The sequence below is a fragment of the Snuella lapsa genome (assembly GCF_039539345.1).
GTDB lineage: Bacteria > Bacteroidota > Bacteroidia > Flavobacteriales > Flavobacteriaceae > Snuella > Snuella lapsa.
This window is the reverse complement of sequence record NZ_BAABCY010000066.1, coordinates 13,285-29,483: the sequence shown is the minus strand read 5'-3', so window position 1 is coordinate 29,483 and position 16,199 is coordinate 13,285. Positions and strand designations below refer to the sequence as shown.

Genomic DNA, 16,199 nt, shown 5'->3' with positions numbered 1-16,199 from the left:
ATACAACCTAAATTAGCATTGGTTTTCCTGTTTTTGCAGAAACGTTAGCGATGGATAAAAAGAAAGTACTCATAGTTACTTATTATTGGCCGCCAGCTGGAGGGCCAGGAGTGCAACGTTGGTTAAAATTTGTTAAGTATTTACCCGAGTTTAATATAGAACCTATTGTTTATGTCCCAGATAATCCAAATTACCCTATCGAGGATGAGAGTTTGCAATTGGACGTTTCAGATAAACTTACTATTTTAAAACAACCAATAAAGGAACCATACAAGCTCGCTGGGCTTTTTTCAAAAAAAACATCGCTTACAATTAGCAAAGGCATAATTCCTGAAGTCAAAAGACAATCGATAATTGAAAAGCTAATGCTTTTTGTACGAGGGAATTTCTTTATACCAGATGCTAGGAATGCTTGGGTAAAGCCATCAGTACGCTTTCTTTTAAAGTATTTAGAAGAGCATAACATTAAAACTGTAATAACTACAGGCCCCCCACATAGTTTGCATCTTATTGGGTTGCAATTAAAGGAACAATTAGGGCTGCAATGGATAGCAGATTTTAGGGATCCGTGGACTAGTATTGGCTATCATAAGCAATTAAAGCTAATGAAAAGGGCAGAACGCAGGCATAAAAAATTAGAGTTTAAGGTTTTAAATACAGCCGATCAAGTTGTTGTAACAAGTTTCGTTACCAAAAAAGAATTCAAAGCACTTACTTCTCAACCCATTGAAGTTATAACAAATGGCTATGACGTGGAAGTGGTTGGGGAGACAGTACTGGATGTCAAGTTTACCTTGGCACACATAGGATCCTTGTTATCAAAGCGCAACCCAGAGGTTTTATGGCGGGTTTTAAGTGATTTGGTTGATGAAAATGAACAGTTTGCTGGAGACTTTCGGTTAAATCTGGTTGGTTATGTTAGCGATGATGTATTAAAAGAGATTAACAAGTATGGTTTAATTGGGTATATTAATGAAGTTGGTTATGTTTCCCATAATGAGTCAATAAAATACCAAAGACAATCGCAAATATTGTTGCTTATTGAAATAGATTCCGAAGACACCAAATGTATTATACCTGGAAAACTCTTCGAATATATGGTTTCAAATAGACCAATCATAGCTTTAGGTCCAAAAGGATCTGATGTAGAAAGTATTTTGAAAGAAACAAATACGGGTACTTATTTTTATTATGATGCTTATAGTATATTAAAGACTGCTATTTTAGATCATTATGAGGCATATAGGGAAGGAAACTTACAGCCTTATCCTATCGGTTTACAAAAGTATAGCCGAAAGGCTTTAACGGAATCTTTATCTAAATTATTATAATGGGTATTGTTGTTTCTCAATCCATAAAAAATACGATAACTACCTATTTGGGGTTTGGTATAGGGGCTATTAATGTATTATTTCTATTTACTAATTTTATTAGTGACATCTATTTTGGACTTATTACATTTATCTTTTCTACGGCCAATGTTATGATGCCCTTAATGGCATTTGGGGTTCATAATACCATTATTAAATTTTATTCGTCTTTTAAAACAAGACAATCGCAAAACAGCTTTTTAACCATTATGCTAATACTGCCCCTGGTAGTTATTCTTCCTTTTGGGATGATTGGTTATATGGCTTTTGATACCATAAGTGAATGGCTGACTAAGGAAAACCCTATAATAGAAAATTATATCTGGCTTATTTATATTTCGGCTATAGCATTCGCCTATTTTGAGATATTTTATGCTTGGAGCCGTGTGCAAATGCAAAGTGTATTGGGGAACTTTATGAAAGAACTATTTCATAGAATAGCCACTACTATTTTATTGTTTTGCCTGTATTTTAAAATGTTAAATGTCGATCAGCTAATTTATAGTATTGTTGGTGTTTATATAATACGTTTGGTTGTTATGGCTTTATATGCGTTTAGTATAAGACGCCCCGCTTTTAAATTTACTAAGCTATCAGGTATAAGAGATATTTTAAACTATTCGGCGTTAATCATTATTGCGGGATCGGTTGCCAATGTTATTTTAGAAATAGATAAGTTTATGCTAGGGCATTACATTCAAATTGAAAATGTGGCTTATTATGGTGTTGCAATTTATATTGCCAGTGTTATTGGGGTGCCATCACGAGCAATGCATCAAATAACGAGTCCTTTAACTGCAAAATTGTTAAATGAAAATGACAGGATCGAGCTCAAGTCTCTATATCAAAAGAGTTCATTAAACCTATTTATAGTTAGTGGACTCATTTTTCTGTTAATTGTTTTGAATATAAATGAACTTTACCTTTTAATTCCCGAAAAGTTTAGTGGTGGACTACTAATTGTTATTTTGATAGGGGTTGCCAAACTTACCGATAACCTATTGGGGAACAATAATGCGATATTGTTTAATAGTGATTATTATAGAATGGTGTTATTGCTAGGGGGAGGATTGGTATTTGTTACTGTGGTGCTTAATACATTGTTTATACCCGTATTTGGAATTAACGGTGCTGCGTATGCTACTTTTATTTCGGTTATGTTTTATAATATATCTAAGGTGTTATTTGTGAAGTATTCTTTTAAAATGCAACCGTTTACCAAGTCTACATTTGGAGTGCTAGTGCTGATTGTATTATGTTTTTTTACTTTTTATTTTTGGGATTTTTCTTTCCATCCACTTATAAATATTGGTCTCAAATCATTAATAGTCTCGCTTATTTATGGCTATGTTGTATATTATTTTAAAATCTCCAAGATAGTAAATTCGCTTTTGGACAGGTTTTTAAGAAGAAACTAAAAGAAACACAAAAGCGGTTTATTTTAAGGTATGTTAAAAGCTTATTTAACCGTAGCAAATCTGATGTCTGAATCTTGCTGTTACGTAAGTTTAGTGATGGGGGTATTCGGAAATAAATTGCTTAAAAAGAGAAAACCCTGCAATATTGCTTTGAGGCATACGTATTACAGGGCTTTCCAACTAACCAACCAAATTTATTTATCGTCTTCTGTTTCTAGACGATTGTGTGTTTTTATTTCCTGATACACTTCTACTATTGGTCATTTTTCCTCTACTTTGTGTTGACCTAGGTTGCACGCTTTGTGTTGTTCTAGGCTTGCTTTTTGAATAGTTAGAAGCTACTGGTCTTATTCTTTTTACACTATTGCTTTTAGTATATGTACGTGTATTATAGTTTTTTGGATTTTGTACACTACGTGTATTTCTATTTTTAATGGTAGTATTTTCGCGTATACTACTTGTTCTTGGTTTAACAGACCTATTAGCAGTATGGGTTGATCTTGTATTTCTATTAACTCTGTTAACAATATTATTATCTCGTTTTGCATAGTCTCTATTAGAACTTGCTATACGAGACGTTTTATTAAGAGACGTGTTGTTCCTTATACTACTATTGTTTCTAGAAGCATAATGCCTTGTATTGGTCGTTGAGCGTCTGGCAACTTCTGTTCTGTTTCGTGTACTTCTGTATGCGGTAGCATAGTTCCTGTTTCTTGTCACACTGTGACCACGTCTACTGGCAACAGCTGTTCTAGGTCTGTAATTGTTATAAAATGGCCTTTTGTATACGTAGCGTACTGGACTATAATATTGTCTATAAGGGCGATTGTATACAACACAATGATTAACATGTGGTATGTGATAATATCTGTGCCATGGGCGGTATACGTAATGTCTGTTGTAAACATTTATAAAACCAGTACAGTGTGAAAATGCTCGATACCTGTTATAATGTATGTATAGGCCGCCAATACGTGTTAAATATCCAAAATTATTGTAATGTATGTTTACATTGCCAGCTTGAATAATGCGACCATAGTAGTCGTAGTAAATTGGTATATTCTCTATTTGGATGATTGCACCAAACTCATCATATTGGACATATGCATTATAATCGTATCCAGAATTAAAACTAAAATCGAAGTTAGGACCTCCAATTGATACATTTACTTTTGGACCATAATGAGGCATATAAAAATCGAATTGTCCATCTTGAAAAACAGAAAACTCAATACCGCCTTCTATAAATATGAAAGAATTACCATAGCCTTTAACAAATGTAGTGGTATTGAAGTTAGTGGTGTTTGTGGCAGAACTGTAAGCGATCCCAAAGACCAAAACCCCTAAGATAAATATTAACTTTTTCATAATTATAGAATTTAATGTGATACACTTTTTGAAATTACAAACAACGTGCCAAAAAAAAGTTTTTGGTTTATTGTGTTGTGAATCAGCGTGTTGTTTTCTTTTGTTTGATTAGTCTTATATTTGTTTATGTGAGAAAAAAAGTGAAGTTTGCTTATAAAGTCAGAATATATTAATGTCTATCTACTATTTCTCTTAAAAAATTAATTTAAAGTAACGTTATGTATATAAAGAAGATTTTTGGGTTTAAGGACATGCTTTTATGGACGCGTATAGAGACTTTACAGTTTTTTAGCATTGCCATAATAGAAGTTTCATTATTTGTTTTTAAGTGATGGTATTGTACAGATACCGTTTGCACCTATTGCGTTGGTAGGTACAGCAGTAGCATTTATTATTGGTTTTCAGAGTAATGCAGCTTATGGGCGTATATGGGAAGCTAGGCAAATTTGGGGAGCTATAGTTAATTCCTCAAGAACCTTTGGTATGATGGTTCAGGATTATGTGAACAACGACCATACACGCAATCCTTTAAGTGAAGAAGCTATACATAATGAAGTAAAGGCAATAACATACAGGCATATAGCTTGGTTAACGGCATTACGATATGCAATGAGGGAGTCTAAACCTTGGGAATATGTAATGAAAGAGCGTACCAATAAAGAATGGGCTGGTAAAATTTATGTTCCTGAATTCCACACTTCTTTTAACGAAGCTGTACAGCCTTATCTTTCTGACAAAGAAATACGTTACTTAGAAAATAAAGCAAATAAGCAGACTGCTATTCTATATTTGCAATCTCATCACTTGAGAGAATTAAAAGAACGCGGTTTAATTTGGGAATTTTCATTTTTAGAACTTGAAAATGTAATAGAGGAATTGTTTACACATCAAGGAAAATCGGAAAGGATCAAGAATTTTCCATATACCAGGCAATTTGCTTCTATTCTGCATTATTTTACCTGGATTTTCATTTTTACACTACCCATTGCTATTGTAGGGCAATTTCATGAATTGGGAATCAAGCTTTCAGAGAGGTTACATGGAGCTGAGCATTGGTTTTTATGGTTGGCAGTGCCTTTTTCGGTCATTGTAATGTGGATTTTCCATACTATGAATCGAATTGGGAGGGTAGGGGAAAATCCGTTTGAAGGTTCGGCTAACGATGTCCCTATTTCTGCTATTTCCAGGGGGATTGAAATAGATTTACGGCAAAATCTGGGAGAGCAAGAAGTGCCCAAGCCATTTGAAATTAAAAATAATACGCAAATGTAAGTTTAGTTGATTAATAGAGGAGAATTTCTAGGAGATTATATGTTTTAAATTATAAAAAGCTCGAAAGTTCATTTAACCTTCGAGCTTTTCGATTTACAAACTAAAATATAGAGATCTATCGTTTTTTCTTTTTGTGCTTTTTTATTTTGCCATTTTGTTTGTAATAGTAATGGTCATCGTCGTAATCACCATCCCAATTGTTATAATGGTCGTGGTCATGCATATGATCTGTACTACAGGATGACATACCGCAAGCATTACAGTTATTGTTATAATGGTTTACTTGGCCTTTAATGTTTACGATTTCTCCCCAACGATTGTATCTTACATGGAGGTTTCCTACTTGTTTTAATAAACCGTTACCGTTATTATATTTCAAGAATACATTGCCTACCCGGGTTATTTTACCATTTCTACTGTAATTTAAATATACATTACCAATACGTCTAATTTTACCATATCTATCTCGTGATACATACACCCCTCTTGTATTGGTATAACTAATGTTTACATGAGGTCCTCTATAGGTAGCATTTATACTATTTCTTCTGTTGTTTCTATAGTAATCATTATAGAGCTGGTCATTACCATGGGGGGTAAAATCAAAACTTCCATCTGGAAAAATTAAAAACTCTATACCGCGCTCAATAAAAGAAATAGGCTCTGTATAGCGATGGTGTTTAGAAAGATATAAAGTGGTCTCTTTATTTGCATTGGTTGTTCCTAAAGCTGTAGCAGATGTTAAAGTCATTAACAAGCCGCTTAAAAAAAGTACTAGTGTTTTCATAGTTATAGGATTTTAGGTTTTGCCTACTTTTTAGCGTTTCGGCTTTCGCTTATACCTAATGAAACTTTCAAGATGCGTGCCAAAAAAAGGAATTGTTAATTGGAATATATTTTTTAAGTAGTATAAAATTATGATTTGTAGGTGATTAAATAATTATAAAATATTTTTTAAAATCGTAACTATTGGTATTTTTATGGAAGTATTTACTACAGATATCCATGATAGATAAACAAATTGTTTGTAAGAATTGTGAAGAGAAATTCGATTCTAATTATAGGTTTTGTCCTTATTGCGGTCAAAAGTCCAATGACGAATTAACTTTGGGTGTTTTGTTTTACAATACCATAAGTAACTATTTTTCTTTTGATGCCCGATTTTTTAAGAGTTTTATACCACTTATGTTTAAGCCAGGATATTTGGCTAATAGCTTTATAGAAGGAAAGCGCTTATTGTATATTCACCCAGCACAAGTGTATTTGTTTATTTCGGTAGTATTCTTTTTTTTCTTTTCCTTTATAAGTAGGGATCAAGTGGAGCGTATGGATAAGAATTTTAAAGAGACCATGCATAAAGCTGATGTAATCGACAGTCTTAGCGTACAGACGTCTTTGGATTCTTTAGGAGGCAACGAAGCAATAGAAAATATCAAGTCTAAGAACGCTATAAAAGGTGTGGTTGGGAAGGAATTAATTAATGTTACAGATTCTTTAGAAAACTCCATAACTGGGAAAAAGATTGAACCAAAAACGGTTTTAGGTTTTAATAAAAGGATTGTAGACTCCTTAACTAAAGCGGGAGTAAAGGATGATCGTATTTTAGAGGCTATGGGGATGGAAAAAGAAGCAAGTGCATTTCAGCATAAACTGTACAGACAATTATTAAAGTTGTATAGACAACGTAATGGAGGGGCTCTTGTACAAGCATTTTATGATAGTATTCCTCTTGCTATGTTTATTTTGCTACCTATTTTTGCTCTTATTTTAAAATTGTTGTTTTACAATCGCGGTAGTTTTTCTCATCATTTGGTGTTTAGCTTTTACTTTTTTTCATTTTTATTCATAGTCTTTAGTTTGCTTATTATAGCCGATTTTATTTGGGATGTACCAGCCTTGGTAGACGCCATTTTTATGCTGTCTACATTTTTCTATTTGTTTATGGCAGTTAAACGGTTTTATAAGCAAGGATGGGTAATAAGCTTTTTTAAGACAAACATTGCTGCATTTTTGTTTTTACTACTTGTTATACCATTGGCAGCAGTTATAGTTGCATTTGGTGCTTTTATGTTTTATTGAGTTTGTTTTGATTGTAACGTAACTTGCTTAATCTAAAAAAGTTTATCCTTTAAGTATTTTCCTGTTTCTGATGCCTCTATGTTAACGATAGCTTCGGGTGTACCACTGGCTACTACGTAACCACCATTTTCTCCCCCTGTAGGGCCTAAGTCAATTATATGATCGGCACACTTTATAAGCTCTACATTGTGCTCTACTACAATTATAGAGTGGCCTTTTTTGATAAGTGCGGTAAACGATGTCAATAACTTTTGGATATCATGGAAGTGTAGACCAGTTGTAGGCTCGTCAAAAATAAAAAGAGCTTTATCTTTACTATTGCCTTTACCTAGAAATGACGCCAGTTTTATACGTTGGGCTTCACCACCAGAAAGTGTAGATGAGCTTTGTCCCAAGGTAACATAGCCCAACCCAACATCTTGTAATGGCTTAAGCTTATTTTTTATTTTAGTTTGGTTATGTGCTTCAAAGAAAGCAATGGCATCATCTATGGTAAGATTTAATATATTATCTATGTTCTTATCTGCAAAAGCTACTTCTAAAACATCTTTTTTAAAGCGTTTCCCTTTACAGGTTTCACATTCAAGGTGCACATCGGCCATGAACTGCATTTCTATGGTTACTTCCCCTTCGCCTTTACAAGTTTCACAGCGTCCACCATCCACATTAAAGGAGAAGTGTTTGGCTTGGTATCCTCTTATGGCACTTAGCTTTTGATTTGCAAACAGAGATCGAATATCATCGTAGGCTTTTATATAAGTTACGGGATTGGATCTGGAGGAACGTCCTATAGGATTTTGATCTACAAATTCTATATGCTTGATGTTATTAAAATTGCCTTCTAGTTTCGAAAACTGTCCAGGTCTATCACTAAAGTCGGTTAGTTTTTTTTGTAATGCAGGGAAAAGTATTTTTTTAACTAAAGTACTCTTGCCACTACCAGAAACACCCGTAACAACAGTTAGCATACCCAAAGGGAAACGCACATTGATGTTCTTTAAGTTATTTTCGCGAGCACCAATAATATCGATATAGTAACTAGATGTTCTACGTATTTTGGGTACTTCTATTTTAAGTGTTTCATTTAAGTATTGTGCAGTTAAAGAATTAGAAGCTAAAATATCTGTATAAGTTCCATAAGCAACTACTTGTCCGCCATAAGTCCCTGCTTCAGGACCAATGTCAATAATACAATCGGCTGCTTTCATGATATCTTCGTCATGTTCCACAACAATTACTGTATTGCCTAGGTTGCGTAAAGATTTTAACACAGAGGTTAGTCGTTCAGTGTCTTTAGGGTGCAGGCCAATACTCGGTTCGTCTAAAATATACATAGAACCTACCAAGCTACTACCAAGAGAAGTGGCCAGATTAATTCGTTGGCTTTCGCCTCCGGATAAGGTGTTGGATTTTCTGTTTAATGTTAAATAGTCCAATCCCACATTAGATAGAAAGGACAGTCTGTTGGTAATTTCCTTTAATAAGCGCCTGGCAATTTGTGTATCATGGTCGCTTAATTCCAGTTGATTAAAGAAGATAGCTAATTTCTTTAGGGGCATTTCTACCAAATCGGTAATTGTTGCACCTCCAACCTTTACATAATTGGCCTCCTTGCGCAAGCGTTTTCCATGACAGTTTTTACATGTTGTTTTACCACGGTATCGAGATAACATAACGCGATTTTGAATTTTGTAAGCTTTCGATTCGAGCTCTGCAAAAAAATCATTTAATCCCTCAAAGTATTGGTTGCCATCCCAAATAAGTTGTTTATGGGATTCGTTAAGCTCAAAATAAGGTTTATGGATTGGAAAATCGAACTTATGGGAATTATTTACCAATTGGTCACGATACCAGCTCATGCTTTCTCCACGCCAGGGGAAAATAGCATTTTCGTAAACAGAAAGTCCCGTGTTAGGAATAACTAAATCTTCATCGATACCAATAATATCACCATATCCTTCACATTTAGGACAGGCTCCATATGGATTGTTAAAGCTAAATAAATGCACATTGGGTTCTAGGAAATTCATCCCGTCCAATTCAAATTTATTACTAAAATGACGTTGTTCTCCATTTGAAAGCATTTCTATTATACAAGCACCCTTACCTTCAAAAAATGCAATCTGTACAGCATCAGCCAAACGATTTAGAAAATCTTCTTCGTCTTTTAATATGATTCTATCTACTACTAAGTATAGGTCGTCGGGAGATACTGTTCTTATGTCCTCTATTTCATCTATCCTAATAACAGCATCTTTTACTTTAATCCGGGCGTAACCTTGCTGTTGTAACGTTTTAATCTTGTCTTCTATAGATCGGTCTTCTTCTAAGTGAATAGGGGAAAGAAGCAATAATTTTTCGCCTTCGGGAAATGTTTTTAAATAATCTAGAACATCCGAAACCGTATCTTTTTTAACCTCATTACCCGATTTGGGAGAATACGTTTTGCCAATTCTGGCAAATAACAGCTTCAAATAATCATAAATTTCTGTAGTAGTGCCAACAGTAGAACGCGGATTGGTAGAGTTCACTTTTTGTTCGATGGCAATAGCGGGAGCAATTCCTTTTATGTAATCTACTTTAGGTTTGTTAAGTCGTCCTAAAAACTGACGTGCATAACTGGATAAACTCTCTACATAGCGCCTTTGACCTTCAGCATATAAAGTGTCGAATGCCAAGCTGGATTTTCCTGAACCTGATAACCCGGTAATGACCACTAACTTATTTCTAGGGATAACAACATCAATGTTTTTTAGATTGTGCAGTTTTGCTCCTTTTATAATGATATTGTGCTTTGGACTAACTTCAGAAATAGTAGTGTTCATAGGCTTTAAAACGAATAATCCAACAAAGATACTATAAGTATTTATTTTGTGTAAATTTATTGCACTTTGTCGAAAAAAATGGTTAATTTTTTGTTTTTTAACAATGATTGTTGTTATATTTGGTCTATTAATCAAACTCTCAAACAACACTACGCCTATAGCATACTATTACTTTTTAACGTTTAACCCCAAGCAAGGAAGACTTCTTCTTTGTACTAAAAGTAATAATTATGCAATACGAACTTATTCCAGATGCTACCTTAGTAAATGATTATATTAAGGGTGATGAAAACGCATTAGAATGCCTTATTACCAGACACAAACAGAAGATTTACAGTTTTATTTATTCGAAAGTGTACGACAGAGAAATTGCGGAGGATATTTTTCAAGATACATTTATGAAAGTTATTCGCACCCTTAAGAGGGGGGCATATAATGAGGAAGGAAAGTTTTTACCTTGGGTAATGCGTATATCCCATAATTTGGTAATCGATTTTTTTAGGAAGAATACACGAATGCCTAAGTTCGATAATAGTGGCGATTTTAGTATTTTTTCAGTGTTAAGCGATTCTGCTTTGAATGCAGAAAAAGCAATTATTAAAGAACAAGTAGAAAGCGATGTCAGGCGTTTGGTAGACGAGTTGCCACAAGACCAAAGAGAGGTACTGATTATGCGTATGTATGAGGATATGAGTTTTAAGGAGATATCGGAGAGAACAGGGGTGAGTATAAATACGGCATTAGGAAGAATGCGTTATGCCTTAATCAATTTGAGAAAGATAATAGATAAGCATAATATTATATTGACTAATTAATTGTTAGTATGTACAATAAAGTAAGTTTGGCTGCGTTATATGGTTTATATGAACACTTTAACAAATTGAAATGGCAAAACATTACTCCGAAAATTCTATTGAAAAACCCCAAGAACTCCAACCGAGTGAAGAAACGGTTAATTTTCTTCTTGACTATTCAAAGGCTTTACGTGTTATAAATTGTAATAAATTGAAGTTTGAAGCACTTCTGAATTAAATTAAGAGTCCTAATATTTTAACTATTAGGGCTTTTTTTATTGTAGTATTCTTTTAGTACAGATTTCCTTCCTATCGTTTTGGTAATAATATCTTTATCAAGGTTCCAGCCTCTAGCAGGCGAGTATTCGCGACCGTACCATATAATTTGTAGGTGAAGGTCATTCCACAATTCTTTAGGAAACAAACGTTTTGCATCTTTTTCTGTTTGCGTTACACTTTTCCCGTTGCTTAAATTCCATCTATACATAAGACGATGAATGTGCGTATCTACAGGAAATGCAGGAATACCAAAGGCTTGAGACAGTACAACTCCGGCTGTTTTATGCCCTACTGCAGGTAAGGCTTCCAGGGCTTCAAAAGTTTTTGGGACTTGACCGTTATGTTTTTCGATAAGAATTTGGGACAAACCGTGAATACCTTTACTTTTCATAGGTGATAGCCCAACGGGTTTTATAATCTCCCTAATATCTTCTACTGTTAACTTAACCATATCGTAGGGGTTATCAGCCCGTTCAAACAGCAAGGGAGTAATTTTGTTAACCCGTACATCTGTACTTTGGGCAGACAACAATACGGCTATCAATAGAGTGTAAGGATCCTTATGGTCAAGTGGTACAGGGATTTCTGGATAAAGTTTGTATAATGTATTAATTATGAAGTTAACACTTTCTTGTTTGGTCATTCCATTGTATTTTTGCAGAAACCAAAGTTAATACTATGAATACATTAAAACAAGGTGATATCGTCCCAAATTTTGAAGCCTTGGATGAGCAGGGAAACACCATAAAGCTATCTGACTTTAATGGTAAAAAGTTAGTTGTTTTCTTTTACCCAAAGGCTAGTACGCCAGGGTGTACTGTCGAAGCCTGTAACTTAAGGGATAATTATAAGGTATTGCAAGAAAAAGGTTATGCTTTATTGGGGGTAAGTGCAGATTCAGCTAGACGTCAGCAAAACTTTAAAAATAAATACAATTTCCCTTTCCCCTTATTGGCAGATGAAGACAAAACGGTAATAAATACCTTTGGTGTTTGGGGACCTAAAAAATTCATGGGGCGTGAGTATGATGGTATTCATCGTATGACCTTTATTATTGACGAAAATGGTATTGTTGAACGCGTGATAGATAAGGTTAAAACCAAAGATCACGCAGCGCAAATATTGGAGCAATAGATTCTTTTCTTATCAAAATATGAAAGATGGGCCTTTAAAGGTTCGTCTTTTTAGTAATACTGCTATGAAATTTGCATTCCCAATTTTTAATATTCTTACCTTTGCTGCATGATACATTTAGGTCAAGTAAATACGTTGGAAATATTTCGTGAAACAGATCATGGGTTGTATTTGATAGACGAAGCTAATAATGAAGTATTATTGCCTAACAGGTATGTTCCGGATCATTTTAAGATCTGGGATAAGTTGGAGGTTTTTGTGTATTTGGATAATGACGAGCGTCCGGTGGCAACTACCGATATGCCTTATGTGCAACGTGATGATTTTGCGCTGTTACGCTGTAATCAGGTAACAGAGTATGGCGCATTTTTAGATTGGGGGCTTGTAAAGGAGTTGTTTTGCCCGTTCAAGGAGCAGGCTTTTAAAATGAAACCAGGTGGTTGGTACCTGGTGTATTGTTATTTGGATGAAAAAACCGATCGATTAGTCGCTTCCAGTAAGACTAATCGGTTTTTAGATAACAAACAGCTTACAGTAGGGCTGTTTGACGAGGTAGATCTTATTGTATCCCATCCATCAGAAATAGGGATGAACGTTATTGTAAATAAGAAACATTCAGGGCTTATTTATAAAGACCAGATCTTTAAGGATATTAGTATAGGAGACAGACTTAAGGGGATTGTGAAAAAAATACGCCCAGGAAACAAATTGGACATTGTACTAGGTCAGGTAGGTTACCGTAGTATTGAACCCAATGCCGATAGGATAATGAAGGAATTAGAAGATAATGGTGGTTATTTAAAGCTTACGGACAAATCGGATCCTGAGGCTATTAAAGCTGAGCTTCAAATGAGTAAAAAGAACTTTAAAAAAGCAGTTGGGACTTTGTACAAGAAACGCCTTATAACTATTAAACCAGACGGGATCTATTTAGTCTAGCTCTATTGTTTTGAATGCCCTAATTGTAAGTGGTGTTCACTTTTCTTTTTAGTATTTTTGTTTTATGATACATCAAGATACCATTGTAGCACTAGCAACACCATCAGGGGCAGGAGCCATAGCCATTATACGTTTGTCGGGCAAGGATGCGATTACAGTAGCAGAGCAACAATTTCGCTCGGTTTCTGGAAAGGTGTTAAGCAAACAAGCCACACATACTATTCACTTGGGCCATGTAATGGATGGGGATAGGGTTATTGACGAAGTATTGGTGTCCGTTTTTAAGAATCCAAATTCCTATACTGGAGAAGATGTGGTGGAGGTGTCTTGTCATGGCTCCAATTATATCCAACAGGAAATCATTCAACTATTTTTAAGAAAGGGTTGCCGCATGGCTACTGCTGGTGAATTTACATTGCGGGCCTTTTTAAATGGTAAATTGGATTTAAGTCAGGCAGAAGCTGTTGCCGATCTGATTGCAAGTGATAATGAAGCATCACACCAAATCGCTATGCAGCAAATGCGAGGTGGGTTCTCCTCGGAAATAGCCAAATTACGTGAAGAGCTTTTAAATTTTGCTTCTTTAATTGAGTTGGAACTCGATTTTGCAGAGGAGGATGTCGAGTTTGCCGATCGTACCCAATTTAAAGCACTTATTGATCGTATCATTTTTGTTTTAAAGCGCCTGATAGATTCGTTTGCTGTTGGTAATGTCATTAAAAATGGTATTCCAGTAGCGATTGTAGGGGAGCCTAACGTAGGAAAGTCAACGCTTTTAAACGCACTTCTTAACGAAGAACGCGCCATTGTTTCAGAAATAGCCGGAACAACAAGAGATACAATTGAGGATGAGATAACGATTGGAGGTGTTGGTTTCCGTTTTATCGATACCGCAGGCATTCGGGATACTAAGGATGTTGTTGAGAGTATCGGTATAAAGAAAACTTTTGAGAAAATAGAACAAGCTCAAGTGGTGATTTACTTGTTTGATGCTGAATCGGTTTTTGTGAAAAAATCATCCTTGGAAAGTATTAAAGTAGAACTAGAGAAAATAAAAAACAAATATCCACAAAAATCGTTGGTGGTGATTGCTAACAAAATAGACCAGGTTAGTAATCAGGAACAGCAACAACTTAAAGACGCTATTTTCGATATTGAGTTACTTTCAGCAAAAACAGGCAAGGGAGTGGAGCATCTAAAGCTAATATTGACCAATTTTGTTAATACCGGAGCTTTGCGTAATAACGAAACCATAGTTACAAACAGCCGTCATTACGATTCGCTATTAAAAGCATTTGAAGAAGTACAGAAAGTAAAAGAAGGTTTGGAAACACAACTTTCAGGTGATTTACTTGCTATTGATATTCGTCAAGCTCTGTATCATTTTGGAGAGATTACGGGTGAGATTACAAACGATGACCTTTTAGGAAATATATTTGCTAATTTTTGTATCGGCAAATAGATAGTAAATTTACTGGCTGAGGATAATAGGATAAAAGACCCTACAATCTTAAGGCAGATTAATAAATTGATTATTAGTGCGAAAATTTGGACTTCAAAATATGACTGTAATTGAATAATTTGTTTCTAGCTTGTTAAATTAGATTCTATATCTTTGTGATACTATCAAATGATACTATCGTAAATGAAATCGAGTTTACGAGATTACATCCGACAGTATTATAAAAAATAATAAATAACGGATGAAACCACCTTATCAGATTACCGATAACATATTAAAATTAGTTGTAGCTATTTCTGAGCGATTAGGGGAAATAAATGCCATACATTTATATAAACCACCAACTGAGTTACGAAAAAAGAACCGTATTAAAACCATACAATCCTCTTTAGAGATTGAGGGTAATACGCTCACAGAAGAGCAGATTACAGCACTTTTAGACGATAAACGAGTGATTGCACCACAAAAGGATATTTTGGAGGTTCAAAACGCTATAGAGGTATATAAGCACCTGCGAACGTTCAATCCAAATAAATTAAAAGACTTAGAAAAGGCTCACGCCATTTTAATGCAAGGTTTAATTGAAGACGCAGGAAAGCTGCGAGCTAAAAATGTTGGTATTGTTAAAGGTTCAAAAGTAGAACATCTTGCCCCAAGTGGTGATATGGTTAAGGGGCTAATGAATGATTTATTTAACTATCTAAAGACCGATAAGGATATTTTACTAATTAAAAGTTGTGTTTTTCATTATGAATTTGAATTTATACATCCGTTTTTAGATGGTAATGGACGTATGGGGAGATTGTGGCAAACTTTAATTTTAATGCAACAATACCCGGTATTTGAGTTTCTACCAGTAGAAAGCCTCATTAAAGAAAATCAAGAGGCATATTATAAGGTATTGGGTATGTCGGATAAATCGGGGCATTCAACACCATTTATTGAGTTTATTCTAGATATTATACTTCAAGCCTTAGGAAACCTATTAAAAACCCAGAACAGAACACTTACAACACAAGATAGGATTGAACTATACAAAGATATCATAAAGGACAACCAATTTAGTCGTAAGGACTATTTGCAAAACTTTAAAGATATAAGCCAAGCAACTGCAAGTAGGGATTTAAAATGGGCTGTAGAACAACAAATATTGTCTAAAACCGGGGATAAAAGATTAACAAAATATCAATTTAGATCTTGATGAAGTATAAGCTCATTGATTGGGAATACTATTTTATTTATAAACAATGAAAATGAAG

At 34.6% G+C, this 16,199-nt stretch carries 14 protein-coding genes; 10 read left to right on the top strand and 4 right to left on the bottom strand.

The genetic code is table 11. The annotated features are described in order from the left end of the window. The first annotated feature begins 50 nt into the window (after positions 1 to 50). On the top strand, positions 51 to 1,331 hold the full coding sequence (locus ABD792_RS12360) for a glycosyltransferase (protein WP_345006466.1): 1,281 nt from the start codon (positions 51 to 53) through the stop codon (positions 1,329 to 1,331). Then, positions 1,331 to 2,788, top strand: a complete 1,458-nt coding sequence (locus ABD792_RS12355; RefSeq protein WP_345006463.1) for a lipopolysaccharide biosynthesis protein — start codon at positions 1,331 to 1,333, stop codon at positions 2,786 to 2,788. Before ABD792_RS12360 ends, ABD792_RS12355 begins: the two co-directional genes overlap by 1 nt. A gap of 198 nt (positions 2,789 to 2,986) precedes the next feature. Here the strand turns inward: ABD792_RS12355 and ABD792_RS12350 are convergent, their stop codons facing one another. Then, positions 2,987 to 4,156, bottom strand: coding sequence for a hypothetical protein (locus ABD792_RS12350; protein ID WP_345006462.1), 1,170 nt, complete (start codon positions 4,154 to 4,156; stop codon positions 2,987 to 2,989). 318 nt (positions 4,157 to 4,474) lie between these two features. On the opposite strand from ABD792_RS12350, the gene ABD792_RS12345 reads away from it, so the two are divergent. Next, positions 4,475 to 5,428 (top strand): bestrophin family protein, encoded by a 954-nt coding sequence (locus ABD792_RS12345; protein WP_345006460.1) that lies wholly within the window; start codon positions 4,475 to 4,477, stop codon positions 5,426 to 5,428. A 115-nt stretch (positions 5,429 to 5,543) separates the two neighbouring features. Here the strand turns inward: ABD792_RS12345 and ABD792_RS12340 are convergent, their stop codons facing one another. Beyond that, a complete protein-coding gene (locus tag ABD792_RS12340) occupies positions 5,544 to 6,215 on the bottom strand; it encodes a hypothetical protein (RefSeq protein ID WP_345006459.1) in 672 nt (223 codons plus the stop codon). Between the two features lie 218 nt (positions 6,216 to 6,433). Between ABD792_RS12340 and ABD792_RS12335 the strand changes: the two genes are divergently transcribed. Then, positions 6,434 to 7,507 carry a DUF3667 domain-containing protein gene (locus ABD792_RS12335; RefSeq protein WP_345006457.1) on the top strand — a complete coding sequence of 358 codons (1,074 nt, stop codon included), beginning with the start codon at positions 6,434 to 6,436 and terminating at the stop codon, positions 7,505 to 7,507. Between the two features lie 32 nt (positions 7,508 to 7,539). On the opposite strand, the gene uvrA is transcribed toward ABD792_RS12335, so the two are convergent. Further along, a complete protein-coding gene (gene uvrA / locus ABD792_RS12330) occupies positions 7,540 to 10,332 on the bottom strand; it encodes an excinuclease ABC subunit UvrA (RefSeq protein WP_345006454.1) in 2,793 nt (930 codons plus the stop codon). Positions 10,333 to 10,562: 230 nt separating this feature from the next. Here uvrA and ABD792_RS12325 point away from each other — a divergent pair, with 230 nt between their 5' ends. Both ABD792_RS12325 and ABD792_RS12320 read left to right on the top strand, forming a co-directional pair. Further along, positions 10,563 to 11,147, top strand: a complete 585-nt coding sequence (locus ABD792_RS12325; protein WP_345006451.1) for an RNA polymerase sigma factor — start codon at positions 10,563 to 10,565, stop codon at positions 11,145 to 11,147. Between the two features lie 70 nt (positions 11,148 to 11,217). Beyond that, positions 11,218 to 11,364: a hypothetical protein gene (locus tag ABD792_RS12320; protein WP_199116470.1), complete on the top strand. Its 147-nt coding sequence runs from the start codon at positions 11,218 to 11,220 to the stop codon at positions 11,362 to 11,364. 18 nt (positions 11,365 to 11,382) lie between these two features. On the opposite strand, the gene ABD792_RS12315 is transcribed toward ABD792_RS12320, so the two are convergent. Continuing rightward, complete coding sequence (locus ABD792_RS12315; protein WP_345006449.1) at positions 11,383 to 12,048, bottom strand: endonuclease III domain-containing protein; 666 nt, start codon at positions 12,046 to 12,048, stop codon at positions 11,383 to 11,385. A gap of 35 nt (positions 12,049 to 12,083) precedes the next feature. On the opposite strand from ABD792_RS12315, the gene bcp reads away from it, so the two are divergent. The 4 genes from bcp (at position 12,084) to ABD792_RS12295 (ending at position 16,141) form a co-directional block, all read left to right on the top strand. Continuing rightward, on the top strand, positions 12,084 to 12,539 hold the full coding sequence (gene bcp / locus ABD792_RS12310) for a thioredoxin-dependent thiol peroxidase (RefSeq protein WP_345006448.1): 456 nt from the start codon (positions 12,084 to 12,086) through the stop codon (positions 12,537 to 12,539). Between the two features lie 108 nt (positions 12,540 to 12,647). Beyond that, on the top strand, positions 12,648 to 13,478 hold the full coding sequence (locus ABD792_RS12305) for a CvfB family protein (RefSeq protein ID WP_345006446.1): 831 nt from the start codon (positions 12,648 to 12,650) through the stop codon (positions 13,476 to 13,478). A 64-nt stretch (positions 13,479 to 13,542) separates the two neighbouring features. After that, positions 13,543 to 14,940 (top strand): tRNA uridine-5-carboxymethylaminomethyl(34) synthesis GTPase MnmE, encoded by a 1,398-nt coding sequence (mnmE, locus tag ABD792_RS12300; protein WP_345006445.1) that lies wholly within the window; start codon positions 13,543 to 13,545, stop codon positions 14,938 to 14,940. 241 nt (positions 14,941 to 15,181) lie between these two features. After that, positions 15,182 to 16,141, top strand: coding sequence for a Fic family protein (locus ABD792_RS12295; protein ID WP_345006442.1), 960 nt, complete (start codon positions 15,182 to 15,184; stop codon positions 16,139 to 16,141). The last annotated feature ends 58 nt before the right edge of the window (positions 16,142 to 16,199 follow it).

Excerpts from the sequence above, each read along its gene's own strand:
- ABD792_RS12360 (WP_345006466.1), top strand. The coding sequence starts at position 51 with ATGGATAAAAAGAAAGTACTCATAGTTACTTATTATTGGCCGCCAGCT.
- ABD792_RS12355 (WP_345006463.1), top strand. The coding sequence starts at position 1,331 with ATGGGTATTGTTGTTTCTCAATCCATAAAAAATACGATAACTACCTAT.
- ABD792_RS12350 (WP_345006462.1), bottom strand. The coding sequence starts at position 4,156 with ATGAAAAAGTTAATATTTATCTTAGGGGTTTTGGTCTTTGGGATCGCT.
- ABD792_RS12340 (WP_345006459.1), bottom strand. The coding sequence starts at position 6,215 with ATGAAAACACTAGTACTTTTTTTAAGCGGCTTGTTAATGACTTTAACA.
- ABD792_RS12335 (WP_345006457.1), top strand. The coding sequence starts at position 6,434 with ATGATAGATAAACAAATTGTTTGTAAGAATTGTGAAGAGAAATTCGAT.
- uvrA (WP_345006454.1), bottom strand. The coding sequence starts at position 10,332 with ATGAACACTACTATTTCTGAAGTTAGTCCAAAGCACAATATCATTATA.
- ABD792_RS12325 (WP_345006451.1), top strand. The coding sequence starts at position 10,563 with ATGCAATACGAACTTATTCCAGATGCTACCTTAGTAAATGATTATATT.
- ABD792_RS12320 (WP_199116470.1), top strand. The coding sequence starts at position 11,218 with ATGGCAAAACATTACTCCGAAAATTCTATTGAAAAACCCCAAGAACTC.
- ABD792_RS12315 (WP_345006449.1), bottom strand. The coding sequence starts at position 12,048 with ATGACCAAACAAGAAAGTGTTAACTTCATAATTAATACATTATACAAA.
- bcp (WP_345006448.1), top strand. The coding sequence starts at position 12,084 with ATGAATACATTAAAACAAGGTGATATCGTCCCAAATTTTGAAGCCTTG.
- ABD792_RS12305 (WP_345006446.1), top strand. The coding sequence starts at position 12,648 with ATGATACATTTAGGTCAAGTAAATACGTTGGAAATATTTCGTGAAACA.
- mnmE (WP_345006445.1), top strand. The coding sequence starts at position 13,543 with ATGATACATCAAGATACCATTGTAGCACTAGCAACACCATCAGGGGCA.
- ABD792_RS12295 (WP_345006442.1), top strand. The coding sequence starts at position 15,182 with ATGAAACCACCTTATCAGATTACCGATAACATATTAAAATTAGTTGTA.